General features: G+C 62.0%; 26 protein-coding genes, 1 tRNA gene, 1 pseudogene and 1 riboswitch. Of the genes and pseudogenes, 11 read left to right on the forward strand and 17 right to left on the reverse strand.

The genetic code is table 11. The features are described 5' to 3' along the window. Window positions 1-112: 112 nt before the first annotated feature. The 3 genes from HDIA_RS26020 to HDIA_RS04965 form a co-directional block, all read right to left on the reverse strand. On the reverse strand, window positions 113-394 hold the full coding sequence (locus tag HDIA_RS26020) for a hypothetical protein (RefSeq protein ID WP_342748100.1): 282 nt from the start codon (window positions 392-394) through the stop codon (window positions 113-115). Beyond that, window positions 394-633, reverse strand: coding sequence for a DUF1127 domain-containing protein (locus HDIA_RS04960; RefSeq protein ID WP_099554930.1), 240 nt, complete (start codon window positions 631-633; stop codon window positions 394-396). Before HDIA_RS04960 ends, HDIA_RS26020 begins: the two co-directional genes overlap by 1 nt. A gap of 213 nt (window positions 634-846) precedes the next feature. Then, window positions 847-1,167, reverse strand: a complete 321-nt coding sequence (locus tag HDIA_RS04965) for a YjiS-like domain-containing protein (RefSeq protein WP_099554932.1) — start codon at window positions 1,165-1,167, stop codon at window positions 847-849. Between the two features lie 273 nt (window positions 1,168-1,440). Between HDIA_RS04965 and HDIA_RS04970 the strand changes: the two genes are divergently transcribed. After that, window positions 1,441-2,325: a LysR substrate-binding domain-containing protein gene (locus HDIA_RS04970; protein WP_099554934.1), complete on the forward strand. Its 885-nt coding sequence runs from the start codon at window positions 1,441-1,443 to the stop codon at window positions 2,323-2,325. Window positions 2,326-2,567: 242 nt separating this feature from the next. Continuing rightward, a complete protein-coding gene (locus HDIA_RS04975; protein ID WP_099554936.1) occupies window positions 2,568-3,641 on the forward strand; it encodes a helix-turn-helix domain-containing protein in 1,074 nt (357 codons plus the stop codon). On the opposite strand, the gene HDIA_RS04980 is transcribed toward HDIA_RS04975, so the two are convergent. The 5 genes from HDIA_RS04980 to HDIA_RS05000 form a co-directional block, all read right to left on the reverse strand. Next, complete coding sequence (locus HDIA_RS04980; protein WP_099554938.1) at window positions 3,602-4,681, reverse strand: alpha/beta hydrolase family protein; 1,080 nt, start codon at window positions 4,679-4,681, stop codon at window positions 3,602-3,604. The two genes, HDIA_RS04975 and HDIA_RS04980, sit on opposite strands and share 40 nt — an antisense overlap. Window positions 4,682-4,788: 107 nt before the next feature. Continuing rightward, window positions 4,789-5,349, reverse strand: a complete 561-nt coding sequence (locus HDIA_RS04985) for a biotin transporter BioY (RefSeq protein WP_099554940.1) — start codon at window positions 5,347-5,349, stop codon at window positions 4,789-4,791. Window positions 5,350-5,351: 2 nt separating this feature from the next. Beyond that, window positions 5,352-6,008, reverse strand: a complete 657-nt coding sequence (locus HDIA_RS04990) for an energy-coupling factor transporter transmembrane component T family protein (RefSeq protein WP_099554941.1) — start codon at window positions 6,006-6,008, stop codon at window positions 5,352-5,354. Then, window positions 6,005-6,691 carry an energy-coupling factor ABC transporter ATP-binding protein gene (locus HDIA_RS04995; RefSeq protein WP_099554943.1) on the reverse strand — a complete coding sequence of 229 codons (687 nt, stop codon included), beginning with the start codon at window positions 6,689-6,691 and terminating at the stop codon, window positions 6,005-6,007. Before HDIA_RS04995 ends, HDIA_RS04990 begins: the two co-directional genes overlap by 4 nt. Then, a complete protein-coding gene (locus HDIA_RS05000) occupies window positions 6,688-8,220 on the reverse strand; it encodes an ArnT family glycosyltransferase (RefSeq protein ID WP_157775315.1) in 1,533 nt (510 codons plus the stop codon). Before HDIA_RS05000 ends, HDIA_RS04995 begins: the two co-directional genes overlap by 4 nt. 305 nt (window positions 8,221-8,525) lie before the next feature. Between HDIA_RS05000 and HDIA_RS05005 the strand changes: the two genes are divergently transcribed. Together HDIA_RS05005 and HDIA_RS25630 are read left to right on the forward strand one after the other, a co-directional pair. Then, window positions 8,526-8,602, forward strand: a tRNA-Met gene (locus HDIA_RS05005). 73 nt (window positions 8,603-8,675) lie between these two features. After that, entirely contained in the window at window positions 8,676-8,819 is a 144-nt protein-coding gene (locus HDIA_RS25630) for a hypothetical protein (protein ID WP_157775317.1), read from the forward strand. Between the two features lie 29 nt (window positions 8,820-8,848). Here HDIA_RS25630 and HDIA_RS05010 read toward each other — a convergent pair whose 3' ends face one another. Together HDIA_RS05010 and HDIA_RS25800 are read right to left on the reverse strand one after the other, a co-directional pair. Then, complete coding sequence (locus tag HDIA_RS05010) at window positions 8,849-9,415, reverse strand: hypothetical protein (protein WP_099554947.1); 567 nt, start codon at window positions 9,413-9,415, stop codon at window positions 8,849-8,851. Window positions 9,416-9,604: 189 nt separating this feature from the next. Then, on the reverse strand, window positions 9,605-9,811 hold the full coding sequence (locus HDIA_RS25800) for a recombinase family protein (RefSeq protein ID WP_245884260.1): 207 nt from the start codon (window positions 9,809-9,811) through the stop codon (window positions 9,605-9,607). A gap of 11 nt (window positions 9,812-9,822) precedes the next feature. On the opposite strand from HDIA_RS25800, the gene HDIA_RS25805 reads away from it, so the two are divergent. The 6 genes and pseudogenes from HDIA_RS25805 to HDIA_RS05040 all read left to right on the forward strand — a co-directional run bounded on the left by HDIA_RS25805 (window position 9,823) and on the right by HDIA_RS05040 (window position 13,905). Beyond that, entirely contained in the window at window positions 9,823-10,272 is a 450-nt protein-coding gene (locus HDIA_RS25805) for a hypothetical protein (RefSeq protein WP_245884338.1), read from the forward strand. A 20-nt stretch (window positions 10,273-10,292) separates the two neighbouring features. After that, window positions 10,293-11,015, forward strand: a complete 723-nt coding sequence (locus HDIA_RS25810; RefSeq protein WP_245884169.1) for an AAA family ATPase — start codon at window positions 10,293-10,295, stop codon at window positions 11,013-11,015. Continuing rightward, a complete protein-coding gene (locus HDIA_RS05025) occupies window positions 11,012-11,218 on the forward strand; it encodes a hypothetical protein (protein WP_245884170.1) in 207 nt (68 codons plus the stop codon). The genes HDIA_RS25810 and HDIA_RS05025 overlap by 4 nt, the downstream gene beginning before the upstream one ends. Window positions 11,219-11,510: 292 nt before the next feature. After that, window positions 11,511-11,765, forward strand: a complete 255-nt coding sequence (locus HDIA_RS05030) for a hypothetical protein (protein WP_099554953.1) — start codon at window positions 11,511-11,513, stop codon at window positions 11,763-11,765. After that, window positions 11,756-11,960: pseudogene (locus HDIA_RS25175) on the forward strand (helix-turn-helix domain-containing protein); the annotation flags it as partial. The gene HDIA_RS05030 and the pseudogene HDIA_RS25175, both read left to right, overlap by 10 nt. Window positions 11,961-12,180: 220 nt before the next feature. After that, on the forward strand, window positions 12,181-13,905 hold the full coding sequence (locus tag HDIA_RS05040) for a DEAD/DEAH box helicase (protein ID WP_162292608.1): 1,725 nt from the start codon (window positions 12,181-12,183) through the stop codon (window positions 13,903-13,905). Window positions 13,906-13,922: 17 nt separating this feature from the next. Here the strand turns inward: HDIA_RS05040 and HDIA_RS05045 are convergent. The 7 genes from HDIA_RS05045 to HDIA_RS05075 all read right to left on the reverse strand — a co-directional run bounded on the left by HDIA_RS05045 (window position 13,923) and on the right by HDIA_RS05075 (window position 22,537). After that, a protein-coding gene (locus HDIA_RS05045; RefSeq protein ID WP_099554957.1) for an IS3 family transposase occupies window positions 13,923-15,061 on the reverse strand; the annotation gives its coding sequence in 2 pieces (ribosomal slippage) (window positions 13,923-14,803 and window positions 14,803-15,061; 1,140 coding nt in all). 317 nt (window positions 15,062-15,378) lie between these two features. Further along, on the reverse strand, window positions 15,379-17,565 hold the full coding sequence (locus HDIA_RS05050) for an amylo-alpha-1,6-glucosidase (RefSeq protein WP_157775323.1): 2,187 nt from the start codon (window positions 17,563-17,565) through the stop codon (window positions 15,379-15,381). 144 nt (window positions 17,566-17,709) lie between these two features. Next, entirely contained in the window at window positions 17,710-18,831 is a 1,122-nt protein-coding gene (locus HDIA_RS05055) for a glycosyltransferase family 4 protein (RefSeq protein ID WP_099554961.1), read from the reverse strand. A 227-nt stretch (window positions 18,832-19,058) separates the two neighbouring features. Then, window positions 19,059-19,451, reverse strand: a complete 393-nt coding sequence (locus tag HDIA_RS05060) for a hypothetical protein (RefSeq protein ID WP_099554963.1) — start codon at window positions 19,449-19,451, stop codon at window positions 19,059-19,061. A gap of 186 nt (window positions 19,452-19,637) precedes the next feature. Beyond that, window positions 19,638-21,257, reverse strand: coding sequence for a chaperonin GroEL (groL, locus tag HDIA_RS05065; protein ID WP_099554966.1), 1,620 nt, complete (start codon window positions 21,255-21,257; stop codon window positions 19,638-19,640). 47 nt (window positions 21,258-21,304) lie between these two features. After that, the gene (locus tag HDIA_RS05070; protein WP_099554967.1) at window positions 21,305-21,628 is read right to left on the reverse strand and encodes a co-chaperone GroES; all 324 of its coding nucleotides are present in this window, start codon (window positions 21,626-21,628) and stop codon (window positions 21,305-21,307) included. A 303-nt stretch (window positions 21,629-21,931) separates the two neighbouring features. Continuing rightward, a complete protein-coding gene (locus tag HDIA_RS05075) occupies window positions 21,932-22,537 on the reverse strand; it encodes a GNAT family N-acetyltransferase (protein WP_099554969.1) in 606 nt (201 codons plus the stop codon). A 221-nt stretch (window positions 22,538-22,758) separates the two neighbouring features. On the opposite strand from HDIA_RS05075, the gene HDIA_RS05080 reads away from it, so the two are divergent. Next, a complete protein-coding gene (locus tag HDIA_RS05080) occupies window positions 22,759-23,298 on the forward strand; it encodes a TetR/AcrR family transcriptional regulator (protein WP_099554971.1) in 540 nt (179 codons plus the stop codon). Between the two features lie 132 nt (window positions 23,299-23,430). Then, window positions 23,431-23,560, forward strand: a riboswitch (TPP riboswitch). Window positions 23,561-23,615: the final 55 nt, after the last annotated feature.

Raw genomic sequence — 23,615 nt, forward strand, 5'->3', positions numbered from 1 at the left:
AATTCCGGATGGCAGACGTGCGCTCTGATGTCGGGGCGTCAGGCGACAGATTGCCCGGGGCCTTTCAAAAAGGCCACCCGAAAGCATCGCCCGGCTCGGATGTTTGCCGTTCTCAACAGCCCGCCAGGCGACATTCCTGGAAACCCGGGTCCATCAACACCGAAGGAACCGGAATGTCGTTGCGACGGATCGGCACATGCGGCCTGACCTGCGACCGGGGCGTGATGCGGGCGGATTCGAACATCAGGATCGCGGCGAGAAACTGGTCGCGATGACCTGTCGTTTCGAACCCGACCACCTCGCCCCGGTAGAGGGCGAGCGCGTCAGGCGATACGGGGCGGCCGGAAATGGGGCAGACGTCGTTGATGCAGGCGGCGAAATCGAGCCGCGGCATCACCGCCACTCCGTGTGCAATCGCGGCGGCAGCTGCGCCGAGTGATGCACGTCGAAGGCGGACAGCCCGACGTCGTCGAGGAGCCTTGCATCGAGCTCTTTGAGATGTTGCAAGGTCAGACGCTTCTCCCGGTAATTGCCCCAGCGCACCGTGATCGAGCGGACCATGCGCAGGGCGGCAGCCACCGGCGAAAAGCCGGACGACATCTTGGGGGCGCTGGTTCTGATGATCGTGGTCATGGGTCTTGCTCCAGGGCAAAGGCGCACCGGTTCTCCGTTCGCGGCGCGCGAGAGAAGCCTGCCAGTCCGGGCAGGAGGTCGGGTTGGAAGGTTATTGGGATGAGCGGACGATGCTCCGGATCGAACAATTTATCAAACGAATGTTTTTGATAGGATCGATCAGGAATGTTGATGTTTGAGGATCGGCAGGCCTTGAGGGCCCGGCTGGCCTTCTCAGCGAAGGTTCCGCTGCGCAAGCGCCATCAGGCTGCGGGCACGGCGCCGCTCGTCGGCAGCGGCCACCAGATGGCTGCTCGGCCTGTCGATCGCACCGAGGCTCATGGCGCCGTCGATGTCGCCGCGGGTGAGGCCGATGTCGGCCAGCATGCGGTCGTCGACCTCATAGAGCCTGGCGACCGAGCGCCGGTCTTCCCATGCGAGGTAAAGGGCGAGCAGACGGCTGCCGAGCCGACGCAGGAGACCTGCGCTGGTGGCGAAGCGGCTGGACCGGGCCGGCAGGGAAGGGCGGGAAGAGGGAAGCGAACTCAAGCTCATGATCTTTCTCCTGGATTTTGGATAAAACACTCCCGTTGCCGCACGACGGGTCTGTCGGCGGATTGTTGCGGGTCTGGATGCCTCGTGATCGTGATGGGCAAGAGGCTAAGGCAGTCTTGCGAGGTCATCACGGGTGTCTTGCGCCGGAAAGCGAGGGGCAATCTGTTCGATTGCAGTTCACTCTCGGCATGGGGACACATTGCCATCGTTCTATTGATCAATCCAACGAATGTTTGTAATGTAAGACATCAGCAAACGTGATGGATCGAACCCATGAACGTTCTCGACCTTGATCAACTCCGCACCTTCGTCGCCATCGCCGAGATGGGCAGCTTCACCGCCGCCGGCGACGTCGTGCACAAGACCCAGTCCGCCGTCTCGATGCAGATGCGCCGGCTGGAGGAACGCATCGAGCGGCCGATCTTCGTGCGCGACGGGCGTCAGAGCCGGCTGACCGAGGACGGCCGGCGGTTGCTCGACTATGCCCGCCGGATGATCCGCCTGAACGATGAAACGCTTTCGGCTTTTGCCGATCAGGGCGTGGCCGGCACGATCCGCCTCGGCCTGCCGGACGACTACGCCGACCGGTTGCTGCCGATGATCCTTGCCGGTTTCTCGCACATCAATCCGTGCATCGAGGTGGCGGTCGAGTGTCAGTCCAGCGACCACACCTCGGCGATGGTCCGCGAAGGCAAGCTTGATCTCGCGATCGTCACCTCCGGCGATGTCGGGGATCGGGGCGACGTCATCCGCCGCGAGCCGCTCTACTGGGTCGGCGCGCGCGATCACGATACGCATGAGCGCGATCCGCTGCCGCTCGCGCTCGGTCCGGAAACCTGCAGCTGGCGGATGTCCGCCATCCGCACGCTGGACCAGATGGGTCGCCGCTTCCGCCTTGCCTATTCCAGCGGGTCCGCCTCGGCGATTTCCGGTGCGGTTCTGGCCGGCCTCGCCGTCTCGGTGATGGCCGAAAGCTCGATCCGGCCCAACATGCGTATTCTCGGCCCCCGGGACGGGTTCGTCGATTTGCCGGCCTGCAACATCGCCCTGATGCGGGCCGAGCATGCGACCGGGCCGGTGCACGATGCGCTCGCCAACCACATCAGCACGTCGCTCGGAAACCTTCAGGCTAGCTCGTTCCAGGCAGCTGCCGAGTAGGACCCGGCTGCATCATCGTCGGCCCCTTATGGCCGGACGATCCGGTCCGCCGGTGCGTTGTCCGCTGTCAAAGACGACTGACTGGCGACCGTGAAGCAGCGGGCATTGTCGTGATGAAGCCTCTTTCGCCGATTGCCGGCATGGACCAGATCGGGCTAAACCGCCATCAGCCGATCGCCTTCGTGCTCCTTGGCCTGGCGTTTCCGGGCCTTGCGATCTGATCCTGCCGGACGACCTGACGAATGCCCGCCATTCCCTTGCCCTTCGTGGTTGCCCTGCTGCTCGGGGTCCTTTTTGCAAGGCTCGTCCTTGAGGAGGGACCGTCCGGACGCCTGTCGCCGGCGGCCATTTTTGTCGCCGCCTGCACGATGATGGTCCTGGTCGTCGGCCTGCGCTGGAGCCTCGACGTCCGATGGATCCGCTTCGTCCAGCCGATCATTGCCTTGGCCCTGCCGCCGCTTGCCTGGATCTGCTTCACCGATATCGGCCGTGAGCGGCGCCGGCCGTTGGCCAGCTATTGGCCGCATGCTCTGCCGCTGCTGCTCATGATCGTGCTGTCGGCGACGTGGGCGCTCTGGCATCCGCCAATCGATGCCGTCGTTGCGGCATCCTTCTTTGCCTATGGCGCGGCGCTTCTGAGATTCGCCGCAAGGGGCGTCGACAGCGCCGGCGCGGTCCGTCTGGGTGACATTCCCTCGGTCCTGCACGCGATCCGGCTCGCCGCGCTGTTCCTGATCGTCTCCGCCCTTGTCGATCTTGCGATCGCGGTCGATTTCGACCTCTACGCCGGTGAGCATGCCGTCACCATCGTCGCGATTGCCAACCTTGGAAGCCTTCTGGCGATCGCGGCCGCCGTGGCCGTCGTCGGAGCCAGCAAGCCCGAGCCTGTGACAGACGAAGCGAGCCTCGGGGAGGAGGCCTCCGACGCCGCCAGGGCCCTGGATCGGCAGGACATCGACGCCGACACGGACCAGGAGGTCATCGCCGCTATCGACCGCCTCTTGCGCGAGCGCGGGCTTTTTCGCGATCCCGACCTGACGCTGGACCGCCTTGCCCGGCGGGCGGGAATCCCCGCCCGCCAGATTTCCTCGGCGATCAACCGCCGCTTCGGCCGCAACATCTCGCAGGTGGTCAACGAATACCGGGTCGAGGACGCCAAGCGGCGCCTTGCCGAAACGGACGAGCCCGTCACCTCGGTGATGTTCGAGAGCGGCTTTCAGACCAAGTCGAACTTCAACCGCGAATTCCGCCGGGTGACGGGCATGAGCCCGAGCGACTATCGCCGCTCGGCCGAAGTCGCCGTTTCCGCGCCCTGAAGGCTGCGCTTCAGGAAATCCGAAACGAGGGTGAAGACCTCGTCGTGGATCTCCTCGCGGCTGCGCGTCCCGCCATCCCGGCAGACGACCCCCTCGCCGGGCGCCTCCTTTTCGATGAGGTCGGCCGCACCCGGCTTGCAGACGCCCATGAAGCTGAAATGGGTCGCGTCGTCGATCCGGCGATAGGTCGTCAGGGGCTGCGGCAGGTGATCGGCCAGATACTGCGATTCCTGTTCGGCCGGCAGATGGATGACGTCGAAGCCGGCGGCAAGAACGAGGACAGGAAGCTCGATGGCCGAAAGGCTTGCGTCGGTGAACCCGCGGCCTAGCCCAAGGTCGAGCGTCACCGCCGCCTTGACGCGCCGGTCGCCGAGATCGCCCGCGACGCTGGCCCTGTGATCGGCGTTCTTGAGCGCGCCGAGACCGTCCATCGCCTTGCAGGAGATCGACGGGGCGTGGCCTGCCGCGCAGTCCTTCTCGAATTTCTCCGCATCGAAGCGCCCGCCGGCAATCTCGATCGCGGTCCAGCCGCCGAGCGAATGGCCGAGAACGGCGATCCGGGCCGGATCGATGGTGCCGGCCATGTTCGGACGACCGAGCACCGCATCGATGACATGGGAAAGATCCTTCGGCCGCTCCGAAAGGTCCGCCGCCTCGTCTTTCGAGCGGTTGAAGGTGGTCGTGCCCGGATGGTCGGGTGCCGCCACCACATAGCCTTCGGCGGCAAGGCGCGTTGCCAGCCAGGCTTCGTTGCGCCAGTTGCCGCCAAGCCCGTGCGAGAAGACGACGAGCGGATGGACACCTGAAAGCGGCGTCGCGTCCTCGCGCACGTCGACGCCCAGGAAGGCCGGATTTTCGGCGACGCGGGCAAGACGGCCGTCCGCCTCGGCAGGATACCAGAAGGCGGTCTGGAGCAACTCATGCCGCTCGGGGGAGGGGACGGCCCGCAGCGTGAAGCCGACGGCCGTCTCTGCCTCAGCGGCGGCGGGCAGGAGCAGGAGAATGGCCCCCAGGGCGGCGGGAAGGCGATAGCGTGACATGGAAAAGCTCCGGTCGTTGGATGACCGGGCTTTTCTGCGCTTCGGCGTGCCGCTCGAAGACCTTGAACGCGATCAAGGACGTCCTCGAACCTGTTCGAGGGCAGTCCTCAGCCTCTTGGCAGCGGATAGACCCTGGCGACGCTGTTCGCGATGAGCGCCGCGAGAACCGCCTTGACGACGTCGCCCGGAATGAAGGCGAGGTTGCCGTAGGCCATCTTCACGATCGGCGCGTTGGCGACGAAGGCGAGCCACGGAATGCCGAGCGCATAGACGACACCGATGCCGCCGATGATGGCGGCGGCGACGCCGCCAATGACCGCCTTCTTCGTGGAAGCGGATCGCGACGGACCGATGAACCGGTCGGCGAGCCATCCTGTCACCATGGCGCCGGGTAGCCAGCCGACGAGATAGCCCGCCGTCGGCCCGGCATAGACCGCAAGGCCGCCCCGTCCACCCGAGAGAACGGGCACACCGATGGCGACGAGGATCAGGATCACGACGATGGCACCGCCGGCCCGCATCGGCCCGAGGCAAAGCCCGGCGAGCATGACGCCGAGGGTCTGCAGGGAAATCGGCACCCCGGCGATGAACTGGATGGGTGGCACGAGGCCGAGCGCTGCGATGATCGCGGCGAAGAGAACCATGAGCACGAAGTCGCGATTGGTCATGACTAGCCCCCTCTGGCGTCATATCCGTCCCTGACGGCGTCGGGCCTGCGCAGATCGGCGGGCGGAAATCCCCTCGCGTCGAGCGCGGCCGCGATGTCGTCGGCATTGCGCAACGTGCGTATCACAAGAGGGATCACGAGTGGGAGCGGGCGCGCCTTCACGCCGCGGGCCGCCTGCGCCTCGCGGATCGCGTCGAACTCCGCCGCGATCTCGGGAATGAGACGCAGGACCAGCCCGATCGCAAGGCCGAGATAGGCGGAAACAAGCCGTCCCCTCCGGCCAAAGGGACTGAGACCCTTGCCGATGAGAGCGAGGATCGCGCCGGTCGGGGTGGTCATGGTGACGGCCGCCGCCAGCGTCATCAGGATAATCAGCCGCAGTGCGCTGATGAGCCCGAACCGCAGTTCGCTGATGACGAGGCTTGCCAGCAACACCAGAAGGCCGATGACGAGCGGCCAGACGATCGCACGCGTCACCCGCTCGCGCGGCAGGCGGCAGGAGAGGAGAATGAGAGGGCACACGAGGGCGAGCGCGGCGAGCACCCGAAGATCGTCGATCCAGATCAGGGCGGCGCCCATCCCTGCAAGGCCGGCAAGCTTCGTGCCCGCGCCGAGCCGGTGCATGACACTGTCGCCCGGTGAATAGAGCGAGAGGTTCACGGGGCCACCTCCGCCAGCGCTTCGAGGCGCCGGGCAGCCTCGGCCGGGTCGCCGTCGAAGTGGAGCCGGCCCTCGTGCAGCAGCAGCACGCGGTCCATGGACCTTGCCAGCGCGAGGTCGTGGGTGACGACGACGGCCCTTGCGTCCAACTTGTCGATGGCCGCCGCGACGCGGCGCGCGTTGCGAAGATCGAGCGCGGTGGTCGGCTCGTCGAAGACGATGAGGCCGGGCTGCATGACGAGGATCGCCGCGAGCGCGACGAGTTGCACTTCGCCGCCGCTGAGTTCATGCGCCGGGCGCTCGGCGAGGGACAGAAGCCCGAGCCGGTCCAGCATCGCGCGGGCCTGCTTGACGGCCTCCTTGCGCGGCACACCGCGGTTGGTGAGGCCGAAGGCGACATCGTCGGCGACGATCGGCAGCACGATCTGGTTCAGAGGGTTCTGGAAGACAAACCCGGTCCGGCCCTTGAGGGCTTTCGCATCCGCCTTCGTGTCCAGCCCGTCGATGAGGATCGATCCGCTGGTCGGCTGCATCAGGCCGGCGATCAGGCGGGCAAGGCTGCTCTTGCCGGACCCGTTGAGGCCGATGACGCCGATCCGCCGTTCGTCGAGCCGCGCCGTGATACCGTGGAGGATGGTCTGGCCGCTGCGGACGAGCCCGACGGTCTTCAGATCGATCGTCATGGCGTTTGCCAGGTGACCTTGCGGACGGCGATCTCAAGCGACTTGGTCACGCCGCGCGCAACGGGAATGCGCCCTTCCTCGGCCTCGGTGGTGACGTCGAGCGATGGCCATGCGACCGGTGCAGACGTGTCGCGCGGGGCGGGCAGGACGACGAGGCCGGGGGCGGGAAGAGCGGTCGTGAAGGGCCGCGTCAGCTCGAAATGGTCTCGTGGCCGCGCTCCAGGCTCGGGCGGCGTGACGGCGATGGCGAATGGGGTATCGCGCAGATAGTAGAGCGCCTCGGCCGCATCGCCCCGCCGCACGAAGATGAGGGTCCGGGCGCCCGATGCCTGGGCCTCTTTGCCCAGTGCGGACATATAGTCCGACCAGCCGAGAACCCGCGACATCGGATTGCCGATCTTCGGCAGCCACAGGCTTGGCGCGAAGGCGGGAGCGACCAGCAGGACGAAGGCGATGAGACCGTGCAATCCCGTCGATGCGCGGAAGAGCATGCGGCGTTTGGCATCGTCCGGCTTGCTATGGGTGATCAGAAGGGCCGTCACCAGGATCGTCGCTGCCGGATAGGCGGTCGCCGCCCAGTTGGCGTTCGCTTCCTTGATGATGGCCTGCAGGGTGAAGGCGGCCAGAATCGGCACGCTGAAGACAATGAGGAACCGGTCGGCCGGCCGGTTGGCGCTGCGTCTCAGGCCGAAGACCATCGCAAGGAGCGCGGCAAAGAGGATGGGGCCGAAGACGCCGAACTGGCTGCCAAGAAACTCCGCCATCGCTTCGGGATGGATCGCCGGCCCGCTCCAGTTGGCGTTGTCGCGCGTGTGCGAGAAGGTGACGAAGCTGTGCGCGGCATTCCACAGGATGTTCGGCACGATCAGGAGAATGCCGATGGCGATGGCCGCCCAGAATTGCGGACCGAGCAGCCGGCGCCGATGCTCCGGTGTCAGCAGCAGGTAGAGCAGGGCGGCGGCCGGAAAGAAGGCCATGGCATATTTGGCGTTGAGCCCGACGCCGATGGCAAGTCCGAGCCCTAGGGCATTGCCCCAGCCGCCGTCGTCGAGCCAGCGCGCCATGAACAGGAGCGCGAAGGACCAGGCAAGCAGCAGCGGAATGTCGGTGGTGATCAGCAGCGAGGACAGGCTGACGGCGGGCACGAGCAGGAAGGTGACCGCCGACCAGAAGCCGACGCGCCCGCCGTAGAATCGCGCGGCGAGGGCGGCGAGGACGAGGCTCGTCGCGCCGTGCAGGATCGGCGCGGCAAGCCGCACGGCCCATTCGCTGTTGCCGAAGAGGGCGGTCGTTACGGCGATGATCCAGGCGATCAGCGGCGGCTTGGAGTAGTAGCCGAAATCCGGCACCTTGGCCCAGGACCAGTATTGCGCCTCGTCGACATAAAGGTCCGTTTTGGCAAGCAGCAGCGCCAGAACGCGCAGGCCGACGGCAACGCCCACCAGCAGCAGGAGAGGCCCCCACCGTAGTCCGGGATCGGCCGCGCCGGTCTGTCCGGCTCCGTCATGTCTCAGGGTGTTCGACGCCAAGTCTGGCTCCTCTGCCGGCCCGATGGTTCTGCCCGTCTGGATGAAAGACCATTCCCGAATCGGCGCCCACCCGACTTTAGGGTTGAGCGGCCTCAGAGAATGATCACGGTCCGGTCTTCGCCGTGTCCATTGCCGGTTCCGCCACCCTATGGCGCGGCACGGCCATAAACTCAAGCTTTGTGCACGTCTTGGCGGCGTCTGCACAAGACGCAGGCCTGCCATGATAAAAAAATGTCATATGGGGCTTTCAATTGGGCCGGCGAGTTGCTACATCAGCGCCGTCGGCAGAGACCTTCCGACTTTGACGCGGGGTGGAGCAGCCCGGTAGCTCGTCAGGCTCATAACCTGAAGGCCGCAGGTTCAAATCCTGCCCCCGCAACCACTGAGACTTGAATATTTGCCCATTCAAGTTGCTTCACAAAAAGCTCCTCCGCGTAAGCGTTGAGGAGCTTTTTTTGTTTCTGCTCCGTGTCGAGATCACCAGCGCGAAGCCGTTCCAGATAATCGTGCCGCTTCAAGGCTTCGAACTGCCTCTCCATGATCGTGGCGGCTTCCATGGCGGCAAGGATCGAGGCGATCCGGCCGTGGACTTCGAGTGATGCCGACTGGTGGCCCGGCGTCTTGCCGATCACCACCTTCTGGATGAACCGGCGCACGATATGGATGAAGGCTGCTTCGTCTCGGCATCGGCGTGCTCGCGCATGTAATAGAAGGCGGAGTTGATGGTCAACTCGACGGCCTGCGGGCTCACTTCCGCCTTCAACTTCTTGACCTTCTCCCCGAAATCCTCTTCGGCCGGTGCCTGCTTCAGACACGCTTCAAGGCCGGCGCGGCGCTCCTCGAACTGGTCGAGCAAATCATCGAGCACTGCCGGACGAGGTCGGGCTTCGTCGGCACGATCGCTGATCTGCTGAATAATCTGGCGCTGTTCCTGTTCGGTAGCCTTCAATTCCTTGGAAATCCGCTGGCGTTCGTCGGGTTCGTTCCTGAGCGACGCGGCGAGGTCTTGTCGGGCCTGTCCGGCGACGTCGTCGAATACGCCCGTGCCGAAGAATGCGGCAGGAAGGCAGGATAGCATCCGATCCTCCAGGTTCTTGCGGAGAATGGTCTTCTGGTTGCTGCAGCAGGCGCCGCCGAGGCCATCGATCGGTAGCCTGCTCTTGTGGTTCGAGCAATCGTAGCGCTCTTTGGTCATGATGACGTAGGAGCCACCGCATTCGGCGTATTCCAGCTTGCCGCTCAGCAGTTAGTTCGGTCGGTGTGTCCTGTTCAGTAGATTGGTGGTCGTCCGGGAAAAGTTCTCCAGCGTCGTCAGTTGCCGCTCTGTTGCTCGCGCCCAGAGTTCGTCGCTGACGATGCGCATAGACGGGACGTCCGTCACGCCTCATTTGCTCTTGTCGTTGAGGCAGACGGTACGGCGTTCCGTCTCCGGATTCTTGCGGTAGTTCTGCTTGTTCCAGACGATCCGGCCGACAAAAAGCTCGTTGTGGAAAATTCCACTCTGTCGTTTGCTATCTCCGCGGATTGTGTCGTCGTGCCAGTACTTGTGCGGCGGCGCCGAAACGCCGCGCGCATTGAGGTTGTGGGCGATCGTCGCGGGACTTGCCGATCCTTGCCGTCGCCGAAAAACGGTCGGACATTCCCTCCCTGCTGCGAATCTCCGCCGATCTGTCGCTGGAGACGGGAAAGCTCGATCGCAAGTTCGTCGCTGATTTGGTCGAAGTGCTCTATCCGGATACGACAATCGAGAAGCTGGGCCTGCCGTCGGATTCCGATGCGCGCTGGTTGTCGCTCGAGGATTTAGTCCTTGCGTTCCGGCCGGGACGGCATGTTCAAGACGTGCTGCACGTCCTCGCCACGCTCATCGAACGCAATCGCGGTGACTTCGAGGGTGAGGACGGCGATGGCGGCGGGGGTGGCGACAGGCACCCGAATCGAAGCCTTCCACCACATCCACGGAGAAAGGGCAAGGATCGGACGAGACGTCGAAGTCGTCGACGAGTGAAGGCAAAGGTGGCAGGAAGCGCGACCAACCGTCCGGGGCCGAAGTGATCCAGCCGGAGCCGTTACTGATGGTTGACGAGATCGGCTACAAGCCGCCCGTAACCGTCGAAACGCTCTCCGGATATGGTAAGGTGAAGGATTGGGTGCTCGATCTCAAGGCGGACCTGGACGATTACCGGGCGGGCATCCTTGCCTGGTCGAAAATGAGCACCAGTTGCTGTTGTCCGGACCGTCGGGAACCGGCAAGACGACTTTTGCCCAAGCGCTCTTGCAACAGTCTGCAGGTTCCGTTGGTCGTCACCTCTGTCTCGACCTGGCTGCAAGGCGGGCATTTGAACGACGTGATCGACAAGATGAACAAGACGTTTGTCGAGGCCCGTGCCATGGCGCCGGCGAACCTGTTCATCGACGAGATCGACGAGATTGGCAAACGGCGGAGCGGGAGTACTCGGACTATTAGAACGCCATTGTCAACAAGGCACGAGAACTGCTCGATGACGCGTGAAATCGGAGGGATTGATCATTGTTGGTGCGACCAAGCGCCCAAACGATATCGACGAGGCGATCAAGCGCTCCGGGCGGCTGGAAGGCATTTCGAGACTCCGAAGCCCAATGTCCCGACACTCGCGGAAATCCTTGCCCTTCATCTCGGTGATGATGTGATGTCGCTGATCCAGGAGTCGGTACCGGACGTCGGGTCGGAATCCGATGATGGCTTCTCGCTGAAGAAGATCGTCGCCGATCACCTGAAGGAAGAAGCTGAAGAGGAACGGAAAGGAGCAGTGCGGTGATCGCGACTCAGAGCAGCGACACGACGAAAACGCCGGCAGTCGCGCCGCAGGGCAATCCCGTCAACGCGATCCTGCGGCGTCTGGCGACGCGCGTGATGGGGATGACGGGCGCGGATATTGAACGCATCGTCGGGGAGGCGCGGTTGAAGGCGCGGCGTGGCACGTGGTCGGAGATGGAGATTGGAGGTTCCGCCAATTCATGAACGACAGATTCGGGCTCAAAAAAGCGCGCAACTAGCGATGATCTGGAAGGACCCGGTCTGAAGGCGGAAGGCTGACGCCAAGGCTCGAGGACCGGAACTGGGTTTCACTTCGGTGGGGAAGGGGCTTAAACGAAGAGCCTCAGAGAGGTTTCAAGATGCATCCTATGCCGGTTAGACATAATTCGTTGCACTGTCGAAGGGGCGCCTGAACTTACTGTGTTTCGGCGTGCAAAATTGACCCCGGCGATCGGCGTCCTTTTTTGACGCCGATAGGGGCGGTTCTGCGCGCCGATTGACAGGGATCGCCAATCTCGCCTTGCTGATGGAGATTGTTGAGGATCACGAGACCGGCCTTGATCTTATCGTCGTGGAGAGCGCTCGGCTATATCTCGGCCAGATCGGCGCGCGCTCTTCTAGGATTGTGACGTTAGAAAAGGCGCTTAGATCGGAAGGGAAAGGCTCACAGAGCGCGGCCCGGCTCATGTCCATGCCCGGAATGGGGCCGATTGCCGCGATAGCGGAGGCCTTCGACGCTGGCGCGCCGTGATTGAACGAAAACTGGAGGGGCGCCGGACGTCTTCAAAAATTCGCCGAACTGGTCATGGCCAGGCCGCACGTGTGGCTGGCATGGTAGCGAAAACGTTGAACGTGACGCCGGAGGCGGCGCGTCGTATAGTTTTAGAACTCGGTCTCAGGGAGGTGGCAGGCAGGGGGAGGTTTCGGGGCGTGGGGGATTCTATGATTGGGCCTGTAGCTTCTGGTATCCGTTGCGAGCACAATTAACTTATAAGTAGTAGTGTGAATGCGATATTCGCTGGAAGATGTCTTTCGCTGATTCTTCAGATACTCAAGAATGGCTCCGCGGCGAGGTGGCGCGGTTATTTGCATGTCTTGCACAGGCCAGTTCGATTGCGGACAAGCTAGCGCTCATACGATCTCTAGTGCGCCTCAAAGGTGGTCGGATGGATCGCGAAGATCTGAAACCGCACCTCTCAGACGCGGACGTTGACGCTGCTCCACGGTTTGGGTTGGCCATCGGTGCATCGGTCATTCGCTTGCTTGACGAAAAAGATGATCGGACACCTGAAGGGTTTTGGGTCGCTCAGGACTTGGATCTTTCTCTCCGGCGCTATCGCGATCATCTTCCCCCCGATGCCATTCTTTTGAGGCACACCAGTCATCCGGATTATCGGTCGGAGGGCCAGAAGGCCGCGGTACGCTCACTCGTTACGATGCCCAAGGGTGCGTCGCTGATGGTCTGCCTACCAACCGGTTCTGGCAAAAGCCTCCTGTTTCAACTGTGTGCGACTCGCATGCGAGAAACGGGCGGTGGATCATGCGTTGTTGTCGTGACACCAACTGTGTCGCTGGCGTTGGATCATGAGCGTACGTTATCGGCGATACCCGGCCTTGAAGGAAGCCGAGCACTGGTCGGAGGGATGGATGCAGTTGATCGCGCCAACCTCATGGACGCATTCCGCAGGGGTGAGATCCCAATACTTTTGATGTCGCCGGAAATCGCCCTTGGATCAGGGAGAGAGTACCTGATTGAGGCGGCAACCGATCCGACCAAAAAACTCGGTCCTCTGAAGGCTTCTCTTTCGGCAATCTTCATTGACGAAGCGCATATTATCGAGAGTTGGGGACGGACGTTTCGCCCAGATTTTCAGCGACTCCCTGGCCTGGTCCGAGAACTCCGATCTTACAACAGAGATCTACAGTGCATCCTCCTCTCGGCTACTCTGCCACCGTCTGCCCGAGAAGTACTCCGTGCATCTTATAGATCGGACCAAGGGTGGGGCGAGGTGGATGCAGCGTCGCCACGTTCTGAGTTCGACATCGTCATGCATCGGTATGAAAGCGCGGAATCTCGGCTTCAGGCACTCGACTTCGTGGTGGATCGAGCGCCACGTCCGCTGATTGTCTACACGACACTGGCAGGAGACGAGGATGATAGAGGGCCTCGGGATCTACGTCTCAGCGCAAGCGAACTCTACGCCCGCCTCAAAATTCGGGGCTATGAGCGCATCGCACTCTTCAGTGGCGAGGTTTCTTCAACTTCCGAGAGGCATCAGATCGTAAACGATTGGGCTGCCGATAAGATCGATATGGTTGTTGCTACATCTGCCTTCGGGATGGGCGTTGACAAGACAAATGTGAGATCAGTCGTACACGCCTGCCTCCCGGACAGTCCCGCTCGTTACTACCAAGAGATCGGCCGCGCCGCTCGGGACGGGCGGCAGGGACTGGTGGTCTGCCTTTTCACCGATGTGAACAGAGACGGCTTCAAAGACGACGTGACCCACGCACGCTCAGTGGCGACCGGTTCGTGGATCACCCGCGAACTTGCTGTCCCGCGCTGGGAGGCTATGATCCGGTCAAGCTTTAATAATCGTTGGGTTGAAGATACGCAAGCTATGACCATTGACCTTGACGCAATGAGGTTTGGCATAACCGTTTCCACCGATCTCAACCGCCGTTGGAACATGAGTATTCTCAATTTGCTCCAGCGCGCGCAGATGCTTGATATCGTTTCATGTTCCCAAGACCCTAACCGCTTCGCATGGGATATTGAAATACGCGAGTCCAACCTCCTTGCACATGAGGCCGGCGGGATTTGGGATCGTGTATTCGCCCTTCGAGAGAGCTGGCTCGGTTTATCTGAACAGTTTGCGGGCTGTCTCTAAGTGGATTTCCGCCCTGGTTATGCCGCAACCGGGATTGGCTGCAGCGCATTGAAGTAGGCCTGATCGGGCGTCTGCCGTGCCAGGCTCTGGTGAGGTCTTCGGCCGTTGTAGAACGCGAGATAGCGGCCGATCGAAGCGCGCGCGTCGGACACGCTGGCATAGGCGCGCAGGTAGACCTCCTCGTATTTGACCGATTTCCAGATGCGCTCGACGAAGACGTTGTCGCGCCAGGCGCCCTTGCCATCCATGCTGATCTTGATGCCGGAGCCGATCAGCAGGGCGGTGAACTCGCGGCTGGTGAACTGCGAGCCTTGGTCGGTATTGAAGATATCCGGCTTGCCGAAGCGCGCCATCGCCTCCTCGACGGCCTCGATGCAGAAGGCGACGTCCATCGTGATCGAGAGCCGCCAGGCCAGGACCTTGCGGCTGAACCAGTCGACGACGGCCGTCAGATAGACGAAGCCCCGCGCCATCGGGATGTAGGTGATGTCCATCGCCCAGACCTGATTGGCGCGCGTCACCGGCAGCTTGCGCAGCAGGTAAGGGAAGATCTTGTGCCCCGGCGCCGGCTTTGACGTGTTCGGTCGGCGGTAAAGCGCCTCGATCCCCATCCGCTTCATCAGCGTCGCGACGTGGAGACGCCCAGCGACATGCCCCTCGGCCAGCAGCAGACCCTGCAGCATGCGGCTGCCGGCGAAGGGGTATTCCAGATGCAGCGCGTCAATCGCGCGCATCAAGGCCAGATCAGCAGACGAGGCCGCGCGGGGCAGATAATAGACACTGCCTCGGCTGATCCCGAGTGCTCTGGCCTGCCGGTTGAGCGGCAGATCGTGATGGCGGTCGATCATCGCTTTGCGCTCAGAAGGCCGGCCTTGCCGAGCGCGCCGGACAAAAAATCGTTCTCCAGCGCCAGCTCCCCGATCTTCGCATGCAGCGTCTTCACGTCGATCGTTGGTGCGTTGGACTCGGACTTCGCTTCGGAGCCGAAGACACCGGCAGCCCCTTCAAGGAGCTGGCTGCGCCACTGCGTGATCTGGTTGGGGTGGACGTCGAACTGCTGCGCCAGGTCGGCCAGCGTCTTCTCGCCCTTGATGGCCGCCAATGCGACCTTCGCCTTGAAAGCCGGGCTGTGGTTCCGGCGAACGCGTCTCGTCATATCCGCTCCTGTTCACGGCAATCATGCCGCGTTCAGGCCGAAAATCCACCTATGCCCAATGTCCAAATTTCCCGAGCCAGCTCTCATGGGTCGTCGCACACTTTCCAAGTGAAGCTTCCTTGGCTAGTCCAGGTACAAGCCACTCCACCTAACAGGACGACCGGCATGTTTCGCAAACGGAGGGCTGGAGACGCCGAACGGGCGGCATTTTCTCAGGCGAGTTGCCACGAAGAAGCGTCTGGCTGGGACGCTTGCTGGTCACTGGATCTCGCCGGCGGATGCGATCCCCAAGTCCCCAAGTCCCCAAGTCGACATGGTCAACGCTTTCCGCGGATTTTGACGACAATACTTTCGTCGCCGGAGGTATCGGCAACACGCACGGAAATTGCTGCGTCCCTGCGCTCGACGAGGAGGTCCATGGCTGAATTGCCAAGTTTCAGGCCACCAAGCCGGACATCGTCCAGAAAATGCGGCAGCACGGGTGCATCAAAGCGGATTTCATTGCCAAGGTGATCCATGGTCAGTCCGAGGCAGCTGGCGAGCAGGGACAGCGGGGCGACGGTTGCCCAGGCTTGCGGCGCGCAAGCCACCGGGTAGGCGGTAGGGCCCTGGTGTGGTCGGCGGCGGAAGCCACAAAAAAGTTCTGGTATTCGCTGCAGTTCCCAATAGCCCGCTGCGTCGACCAGCGCCCCCAGGATGCGGGCTGTATGTTGCTTCAGTCCATAGCGCGCAAAGCCGGCCCCGATAAGAGCGTTGTCGTGCGGCCAGATCGACCCGTTGTGATAGGAAATCGGATTGAAGTTGGCTTCGCCTCTGGCAATCGTGCGAATGCCCCAGCCGCTGAAGAAATCCGCACCCATCATGGTCTCGGCGGTTGCCTTGGCGTGTTCGTCGGTGGCGATCCCGCAAAAGAGCGCGTGACCGGCATTCGATGAACGGACCTTGCACGGACGCTTTTCGCCATCGAGCGCCAGCGCATACATGTTGATCTCGGGGCACCAGAACGCGGTTTCGAAACGCTCGCGCAAGTGGTCGGCCTGTTGCAGAAGCGCTGCTGCGAGTGTCTCATGGCCAAGGTGCTCGGCCACGACAGCGATCGCCTTCTTGGCCGCATAGAGATAGGATTGCACCTCGCAAAGCGCGATCGGTCCTTCCGCGGGTGAACCATCGGCGTGAAAAATCGCGTCGTCGCTGTCCTTCCAGCCCTGGTTGGAAAGACCCATCTCGGTCATCCGGTGGTATTCCACGAAGCCGTCTTGATCGGCATCGCCGTAACGGTCGCACCACTCCAGCGCCGCGAGAATATTGCCCCAAAGGCTGCGCATCGTGTCGAGGTCGCCGGTGCGCTGGAAATAGAGCCCCGCCAGCAGGACAAAGAGCGGTGTCGCGTCGATCGTTCCGTAGTAGCGACCAAACGGCACTTCGCCGAGCCGGGCCATCTCGCTGTTGCGGCTTTCGTGCAGGATCTTGCCGGGTTGTGCGTCGGCAACGGCGTCGATGGTTGTCGCCTGTGTCGCCGCCAGATGACGCAGGACGCCGAGCCCGACAGCCGGATTGGTCCACAGCGTCAGCATGGCGGTGATGATCCCGTCCCGGCCGAACACGGTGCTGAACCAGGGAATGCCGGCGTAGGGGTAAAGGCCCTGTTCTGTCCGGGTCAACAGCATCGTCAAATCGGATGCCGATCGGGCTGTGACCCTGTTGAACAGCCGGTTTGAACTCGTGATCGTCACGGCGGAATTGCGAATGGCGTGCAGCTGACGCCGTTTGGCAAGCAGTGCATGGCGGAAGTTCGCAGGTTCGATGCGCCTTTCCTCGCCGCAGTCGACGACGGCCAGCACCTTGGTCTTGGCGCCGGCCTCAAGCGCGATCCTGAAGACGGCACGATGCGGTTCGATCCTGCCGGGCTTCGGTTCGAAGGACAGGCAGGTGTGACGACGGATATCGTCAAGGCCGCTGTATTCGTATTCGACGCGGTTGTCCGTGGCGATGCGGACGGATGTCTTGCCATGGGCCTGGCGGGTTGCGCCGCGCACCTCGAACAGATCATGGAAGTCGGCGGCAAAGCGGATCTCCAGCTCGAATTCAAGCCGGCGGCTACCGTAGTTGCGAATGCCGATCCGCTCGAAGCAGGCGCCATCCCAGAGAAATTTGGTGCGATCGAGCACGATGAGATTGTGGGCAATCGTGGGGGCGTTGGCCGGGCCAAAATCTGGATTGGTCAGATCGACGCAGAGCACGGCATTGTCGTCGCGAATGCGCGACCCTAGCAGCAACGGGCGCTGCCCCTCGACGAGCAATTCGAACCGGGACAGGTGACGCGTGTCGTGAAAATAAAGTCCATCCGGTCCGCCTGGCACGAGGCCGCAATCGCCGTACTGGTCGAGGACGACGAAGGCATCGCCTTCCTTCAACGTGAAATGGGTGCTTTCCACGAGGGACATGCGAACCGGGACGTCCGGCTCGCAGGGTACGTCCGACCAGTCTCTCGATGCCTTGTTCATGGAGCGGCACATGGCAGAGGCATGGACAAGATCGAGACGCTGTCTGTCATGAACGAACCTCTTTGCAGTGTTCTGGGCAGCGTTCTGGAACGTCAAATCCTCGTTCCATATGCTGTCGAGTGATGAGCGCCGGATGGTTCGCCATCACATGACCACAACGGGAGTGCCGAGCGCTATCGGGCGACTTTCACGTTGCTCAAGCGCCAACATCGGTTTCGTGACGTCTGCGGCAACGGGCTCCCGATGATCCAGCAAATGCTGATAGGCTTGGACATAGTTGTCGGCCATCCGCTTTGCCGTGAAGCGCGAGCGCCCGTATGCGGCGACGGCGCGCCGGGACAGTTGCTTCACTTCCCGCACCGCGTCGACAGCCTCGGAGATCGAGTCCACGATGACGCCGCTGATGCCATCGCCAATGATCTCCGGGACGGACCCGTTGCGCCAGGCAATCACCGGTGTCCCCGTCGACATGGCCTCGATCATGACGAGCCCGAAGGGCTCCGGCCAGTCGATCGGAAACAGCAGGGCAAGCGCATTGCCGAGAAATCCGGATTTCTCATGTTCGTCGATTTCACCGATGAATTCGATCAACGGGTTATCGAGCAATGGGACGATTTCGCGCTCGAAGTAGGCCTGGTCGATCGGGTCCACCTTGGCGGCGATCTTCAGTGGCACGCCGGAGCGCAAGGCGATCTCGATCGCCCGGTCGGGGCGTTTTTCGGGCGAGATTCGGCCAAGGAACGCAAGATAGTCGCCACCGGCCTCGTTATACGGGCACACCTGCGGCGGCAGGCCATGATAGACAGTTGCAAGCCAGTTGACGCCTGCCGGCATCGGCAGTCGCTGGTTGTTGGAAACCGATATCAGCGGCATTGGCGTCACCACGCCGCAAAACGGCTGTGTCAGTGGCAGATCCAGGCGTCCATGCAGCGTGGTCACGCATTTTCCCTCAAGGCCGTGGAACAGTTTGCTGGCCAGAAGATCGATATGCAGGTGGATGATGTCGAATTCCGCTTCGCGATGGCGGACTTGGCGCAGCATGGTCGAGTGCTGGGCTGTCAGATCGCGAACACCTCCTAGCCTGAGACCTTGAGAGGATCCTGCCACGAGTTCTGCGGCCGTGACGGAATCTCCCGAGGCGAACAATGTGACCTGATGACCGGCCTCGATCAGGGCCTCGGTCAGCCAGGATACGCATCGTTCGGTGCCTCCGTAGAGCATGGGGGGCACGGCTTCGGCCAGCGGAGCAACCTGAGCGATACGCATGGGAAAACCTCGATTCCAATAGGGTGAAGGAACACCTCAAGTGTCTGAGGCTAGACCAGAGCGACGGACGGCCAGTGGACGTTGTGCCGCGTGGACGCACGTAACCTGACCGCATCGACAGGCAGTCGAGGCGGGCGCCGCGCGTCTGTTGGATGCGCGTGGATTTTGTGGACTATCGCCTCGCGACTGCGCGCCGGCACCGGAGTGATGCCGGACGCGAGACCCGGTCAGGTATCGAGAGCGGTGATGCAGCCATTGATCGCATTTCTGTCAGCGGACGTTTGCCCGGGCATCACGGCCCAGCCGCCGGCTTCGACGAATTGGCGCTTCTTGTACGAGTCCGTCAGGGCCTTGAACTCGACCAGTTTCGCGCTGGAATCGGGAGCTGCATTGAAGTTTTCCATGCAGATCACCGATGCCAGTTCGGCGCGGGCATCGTCTCCGGCTGACATCGCCATCTTCTGCGATGTGCCGCCGGTGACCCAGCCGCCCCAGGTGAAGCCGACCACCATTGTCGCAATCACGGAACCGACGCAGGCCCAGACGAGCATCGCCTTGCTGGGTTGCAGGCCATCCCATAGTTGCATGATGGATGGTTTTCCGGTGGTGTTCGTAGCCATGGTGCCGTTCCTCCTTGGGTGACGGTTCCGATGCGGCCGGCCATTCTCGACCAAGCTTTTCAGAGACCGTTTATGACGGCAACCGAAGGCGCTGATGCGTCTCTTCGCCGAAGATCGAAATGCCTTTGCGCCGGGCGGAGCGTCGGTTTCATCTGAAGCCGACGCGCGCGGGCAGGGCAGGCAGTGTCAGTAGTCCATGCCCGGGGCATCGCCCGTCGATCCATGCTGCCGGGCATCTGCGATCATCACTTCGGTGGTGATCAGAAGTCCGGCGATCGAGGCTGCATCCTGCAGAGCCGTTCGCACGACCTTGGCCGGATCGACGATGCCTGCGCCGATCATGTCGACGTAAACCTCGTTCTGGGCATCGAAGCCCTGGTTGGGATCGTTGCTCTGGATGAGAGTGCCCACAACCAGCGGGCCATCGATGCCGCAATTCTCCGCGATCTGCCGGATCGGCGCTTCAAGCGCCCGCATCACGATCGACATACCGGCGCGGATGTCTGCATTGTCGTTCGAGAGCGTGGAAAGGGCGGCTCTGGCGCGCAGAAGGGCGACACCGCCGCCGGCGACGATGCCTTCCTCGACAGCGGCGCGGGTTGCGTTCAGCGCATCATCGATGCGGTCCTTCTTTTCCTTGACCTCGGTCTCGGTCACTCCGCCGACACGGATCACGGCGACGCCGCCGGACAGCTTGGCCTGCCGCTCCAGCAGTTTCTCCCGGTCGTAGTCGGACGTGGTGTCCTCGATTTGCGCCTTGATCTGCCGGACGCGCGCCTCGATGTCGGCCTTCTCGCCGAAGCCGTCGATGATCGTCGTCGTGTCCTTTTCGATCTGGACACGCCTTGCCCGTCCCAGCATGTCCAGCGTCACATTTTCGAGCTTGATGCCGAGGTCGTCGCTGATGAGCCGACCGGCCGTCACGACCGCGATATCCTCAAGCATGGCCTTGCGGCGGTCGCCGAAGCCTGGCGCCTTGACCGCCGCGACCTTGAGGCCACCGCGCAGCTTGTTGACGACAAGGGTCGCCAGCGCTTCGCCCTCGACGTCCTCGCACAGGACGACCAGAGGTTTGCCGCTTTGCGCGACGGCTTCGAGCAACGGCAGGATTGTCTGGAGATTGCCGAGTTTCTTCTCGTGAATGAGAATATAGGGCTCATCGAATTCGACGCGCATCTTCTCGGCATTGGTGACGAAATAGGGAGAGAGATAGCCGCGATCGAACTGCATGCCTTCGACGACGTCGAGTTCGGTTTCCGCCGTCTTGGCCTCCTCGACAGTGATCACGCCTTCCTTGCCGACCTCTTCCATTGCCCGTGCGATCATGGCTCCGACTGTCGCATCGCCATTGGCGGCGATCGTTCCGACTTGGGCGATCTCGCTGGAAGACTGGACGGCCCTGGAGCGAGCCTGGATGTCCTTGACGACGACCGCGACGGCAAGATCGATGCCGCGCTTGAGATCCATCGGGTTCATGCCGGCCGCAACGAGCTTGCTGCCTTCGCGCAAGATTGCGGCGGCAAGGACGGTCGCCGTCGTCGTGCCGTCGCCTGCAAGGTCGTTGGTCTTCGACGCGACCTCTCGCACCATTTGCGCGCCCATGTTCTCGAACCTGTCGGGCAGTTCGATCTCCTTGGCGACGGTCACGCCGTCCTTGGTGATGCGCGGTGCGCCATAAGACCTGTCCAGAATGACGTTGCGGCCCTTGGGACCAAGCGTTGCCTTGACCGTGCGTTCCAGCACCTCGACGCCGCGCAGCATGCGGTCGCGGGCATCGCCGTTGAACCTGATTTCCTTGGCAGACATTCTTTAGTCCAATCGAGTGAGAGAAACCGGAGCGTGAAGTCGGCCCGTCAGGCGGCCTTCTTTGATGGCTTTGCCGCATCGGATAAGTCGACGATGCCCAATATGTCGGTTTCCCGCATGATCAGGAGATCGTCACCGTCGATCTTGATCTCGGTTCCCGACCACTTGCCGAAGAGGATCATGTCGCCAGCCTTGACGCCCGGGACGATCAGCGCGCCGTGTTCGTCGCGCGATCCTGGGCCCACGGCGACGACTTCGCCTTCTTGTGGTTTTTCCTTGGCCGTGTCGGGAATGATGATCCCGCCCCGCGTTTGCGTGTCACTGTCCGCTCGCCGGATGACGACGCGGTCGTGTAGTGGACGGAATTTCATTTGAAATCTTTCTGTGGCCTGTATTTTTGATAGCCACAGTCACCATATGGTGTTCTTGGCACTCATATATAAGGAGTGCCAAAATATTATATGAGAAAAATTCAAACCGAAAATTTGCGATCGTAATTTATTCCAGAAAAATCAGCTAAAGTTCTCATTTAAAATTATTATTTATTACATGAGAAATAGTAAGTTATGGCCTTTCATATAGCCTGTAGATGTATTTTTACTTGTGAGACATCTCTGATCAGATCCGCTTTCCGGAGGCGAAGGAGGTGTTCATGGGCATGGATCATGTCGGGATCAGCCACACCTCGTCCCAGCGCCTGCGACGCCGCTCATGCCCGGCGGTTGCTCCATCGCTAAGGCCCCAGACATCCACTCTCGGCGCAGGATGGCGTACTGCATGGTGTTTTCGTAGATCGGATTGCCCGCATCGTCGTTGGTGAAGGAGACGAACTCCACGAACACACCTTCGCGGCGCATGCCCAGCTTTTCGCAGAGGCGCTGCGAGGGGGTGTTGTGGTCTTCGACATAGGCATAGAGCCGGCGAAAACCCTTTGCCCGGAAGAGATGATCGAACAGGGCTCTCGCGGCCTCGAACGCATATCCTTGGCCACCGAATTGCGGATTGAGGTTCCAGCCGACCGAGGCCGTGTCCTCCTCCTCGCCCTCTTCGCCGCCGCCGAACAGATCGCCGATGACCCGGCCTGTCTGTTTCAGGCAGATTGCCACGCTGCCCTCGTCGAGGGCGCGTCTCCCGACCTCGATCTCCGCCTCGGCCAGGTCTGCGAGCTTGAGCGAGAGGAAGCAGGGGGTGGTGGGTGCGCGCAGATAGGCAAAGAGGTCTGCTGCATCCCCCTCCCGGAAGGACCTCAGGATCAGGCGCTCGGTCTCGATGATGTGCATGTCCGGACCTCTTCGAAAGGCGGTCAATGATAGGCACGGAACAGGCCGCGATACCTGGCCAGCGTGAAAAACACCGCGGCCGCCAGCATCGCGATCGCCCCGGCGGGTAGACGTCGATGATCCTCGGCAATTCCGTGTCCGGTGCATTCAGCGATTGCGTTCGTTGATATAAATACATACGTATGGATTTCAATAGCAATCGATGATGAAGGAGCCGCGATTTGGGCAGAAAACCGACGATCACGCGTGACGGGTTGCTCGAAATCGCGGAAAGGATCGTTCGCAGTGAAGGCGCGGCCGGCCTGACCATCGATGCCCTGGCCAAGGCTGCCGGCATCTCGAAAGGCGGCGTCCAGTATTCATTCTCGTCGAAAGACGATCTGGTCCGCGCGCTGGTCGAGAGATGGACGCGTCAGTTCGACGAGTTGCTTGGTGAAATCGACGACGTTCCGCCGGCTGATCTCATTCGAAATTACATCAAGGTCATGCGCAGCTCGCACGCCGCCATGAACGCCAAAATGGCCGGCCTGATGATTGCCTACATCCAGAACCGGCAAAACGTCATCGAGACCCGGGAATGGTACCGTTCCATGTTCGAGCGCCTCGGCGGCGGAACGAGCGATGCGCAGGCGGCCCGGGTCGCCCTGCTGGCCATTGAGGGCCTCTTTCTGCTGCGCATCACCGGCATTGATGAAGACGGGGAATGGAGTGCTTTTCTCGGCGACGTGGAGAGCGTTTTTGAGCGCCTGCTCGAGAAATGATAGGTCTTTCCGCCACATCCACATGCCGCCAGCTTTTCCGAATAACGAAAGTTTGTGCGCGTTCAGAAGGCGGGTAGGGCGCTCGCCGCCCGTCTGGCGGTTGACAAAGCGTGGGTCGGGACGCAGTCTCGGCGCATTCACCCGGGGGGTCCCGACAAGGGGCTGAGAGTCTGATAGCCGGTCCGGCAGGTCCGTGCAGCGCAGTGACCCGATGAACCTGATCCAGTTCATACTGGCGTAGGGATGGTGTTCGGGCTGCGCGGCTTTGGCCGGGACTTCCACGGCGTGTTTCACGCGGCCAATCTCCATTCATGACC

Origin of the sequence: Hartmannibacter diazotrophicus (genome assembly GCF_900231165.1) — a bacterium.
GTDB lineage: Bacteria > Pseudomonadota > Alphaproteobacteria > Rhizobiales > Pleomorphomonadaceae > Hartmannibacter > Hartmannibacter diazotrophicus.

Excerpts from the sequence above, each read along its gene's own strand:
- HDIA_RS26020 (WP_342748100.1), bottom strand. The coding sequence starts at position 394 with ATGCCGCGGCTCGATTTCGCCGCCTGCATCAACGACGTCTGCCCCATT.
- HDIA_RS04960 (WP_099554930.1), bottom strand. The coding sequence starts at position 633 with ATGACCACGATCATCAGAACCAGCGCCCCCAAGATGTCGTCCGGCTTT.
- HDIA_RS04965 (WP_099554932.1), bottom strand. The coding sequence starts at position 1,167 with ATGAGCTTGAGTTCGCTTCCCTCTTCCCGCCCTTCCCTGCCGGCCCGG.
- HDIA_RS04970 (WP_099554934.1), top strand. The coding sequence starts at position 1,441 with ATGAACGTTCTCGACCTTGATCAACTCCGCACCTTCGTCGCCATCGCC.
- HDIA_RS04975 (WP_099554936.1), top strand. The coding sequence starts at position 2,568 with ATGCCCGCCATTCCCTTGCCCTTCGTGGTTGCCCTGCTGCTCGGGGTC.
- HDIA_RS04980 (WP_099554938.1), bottom strand. The coding sequence starts at position 4,681 with ATGTCACGCTATCGCCTTCCCGCCGCCCTGGGGGCCATTCTCCTGCTC.
- HDIA_RS04985 (WP_099554940.1), bottom strand. The coding sequence starts at position 5,349 with ATGACCAATCGCGACTTCGTGCTCATGGTTCTCTTCGCCGCGATCATC.
- HDIA_RS04995 (WP_099554943.1), bottom strand. The coding sequence starts at position 6,691 with ATGACGATCGATCTGAAGACCGTCGGGCTCGTCCGCAGCGGCCAGACC.
- HDIA_RS05010 (WP_099554947.1), bottom strand. The coding sequence starts at position 9,415 with ATGACCAAAGAGCGCTACGATTGCTCGAACCACAAGAGCAGGCTACCG.
- HDIA_RS25810 (WP_245884169.1), top strand. The coding sequence starts at position 10,293 with ATGGTTGACGAGATCGGCTACAAGCCGCCCGTAACCGTCGAAACGCTC.
- HDIA_RS05040 (WP_162292608.1), top strand. The coding sequence starts at position 12,181 with ATGGATCGCGAAGATCTGAAACCGCACCTCTCAGACGCGGACGTTGAC.
- HDIA_RS05050 (WP_157775323.1), bottom strand. The coding sequence starts at position 17,565 with ATGAACAAGGCATCGAGAGACTGGTCGGACGTACCCTGCGAGCCGGAC.
- HDIA_RS05055 (WP_099554961.1), bottom strand. The coding sequence starts at position 18,831 with ATGCGTATCGCTCAGGTTGCTCCGCTGGCCGAAGCCGTGCCCCCCATG.
- HDIA_RS05060 (WP_099554963.1), bottom strand. The coding sequence starts at position 19,451 with ATGGCTACGAACACCACCGGAAAACCATCCATCATGCAACTATGGGAT.
- groL (WP_099554966.1), bottom strand. The coding sequence starts at position 21,257 with ATGTCTGCCAAGGAAATCAGGTTCAACGGCGATGCCCGCGACCGCATG.
- HDIA_RS05070 (WP_099554967.1), bottom strand. The coding sequence starts at position 21,628 with ATGAAATTCCGTCCACTACACGACCGCGTCGTCATCCGGCGAGCGGAC.
- HDIA_RS05075 (WP_099554969.1), bottom strand. The coding sequence starts at position 22,537 with ATGCACATCATCGAGACCGAGCGCCTGATCCTGAGGTCCTTCCGGGAG.